The organism is Photobacterium marinum (assembly GCF_000331515.1).
Lineage (GTDB): Bacteria > Pseudomonadota > Gammaproteobacteria > Enterobacterales > Vibrionaceae > Photobacterium > Photobacterium marinum.
Genome location: NZ_AMZO01000039.1, coordinates 1 through 881 on the forward strand (window position 1 = coordinate 1; position 881 = coordinate 881).

Annotated in this window: 1 protein-coding gene; it reads right to left on the reverse strand. The window is 38.4% G+C overall.

The genetic code is table 11. The features are described 5' to 3' along the window. Positions 1-137: 137 nt before the first annotated feature. Positions 138-620: a hypothetical protein gene (locus C942_RS22120; protein ID WP_036801516.1), complete on the reverse strand. Its 483-nt coding sequence runs from the start codon at positions 618-620 to the stop codon at positions 138-140. Positions 621-881 lie beyond the last annotated feature (261 nt).

The window sequence follows — 881 nt, forward strand, 5'->3', positions numbered from 1 at the left end:
GCTTTTAGGGGCATAACGCCTGAGCACATGCGCCCGTTACCGCACTGATAGCAAATTGACTACTGAAAACACAGCAGCCAATTCATATTAAAACGGCCAAGTGTAACGGGTCGACATGGTGCGATTTGTTATGTGCATTACAGTTTCCAAATTCTCACTCGAAAATGGTCATTTGGATAAAATAGTTCACGACAGTTGTCTGAGATAGATATTGATGACAATGATTTTTGAAGATTAGGCTTTATCTGTGAATTTTCATATTTTGGAATAACAAGAATCATATACTTTTCTATGTCATTATCTTCAATACTATTAAGCCTTTTTACGTCTTTCAGCAAAGAGCCTACTTCTGGGTTAACTTGCTCTAAGTGATATTCTGTTATCTTGACAACTTCCTCTGTATTAAACTGATCAATATTACTATTGCCATCAATGTTTTTTGTTGCAAATGAAGGTGCAATTATCTTTATTTCAGCAACCATTTTTTTGATTTCAGAATCTTCATTTGGTCTTTCACCATAAAGATCAACAGTGCCATTTGAACTCTTTAGCTTATAGCTATTTACCATGATTTTGATCGGATGATTGTCGATAAAACTCCCCTTGTAGCCACCCTTCACGACAGCCTTCAGCGTACATCACCACACCGATTTCTCGAGAATTACTATTAAAAAAATCCACAAAAGTGTTTAACCAAGCACTCACTATTTGTCTCCAAATTATTGCACATAACGCCTGGCATAAGGTGCGCCACGATGAACCCACCAAGCCCACTAAACTCCAAACCAAAACCACCGAGTATTACAAGTCACCTTAATGCCTTTGTTAGGCATTTCCATGTGCGCTGTCCTTACTTGGGAGGTGAACTCTCAACGCATCTC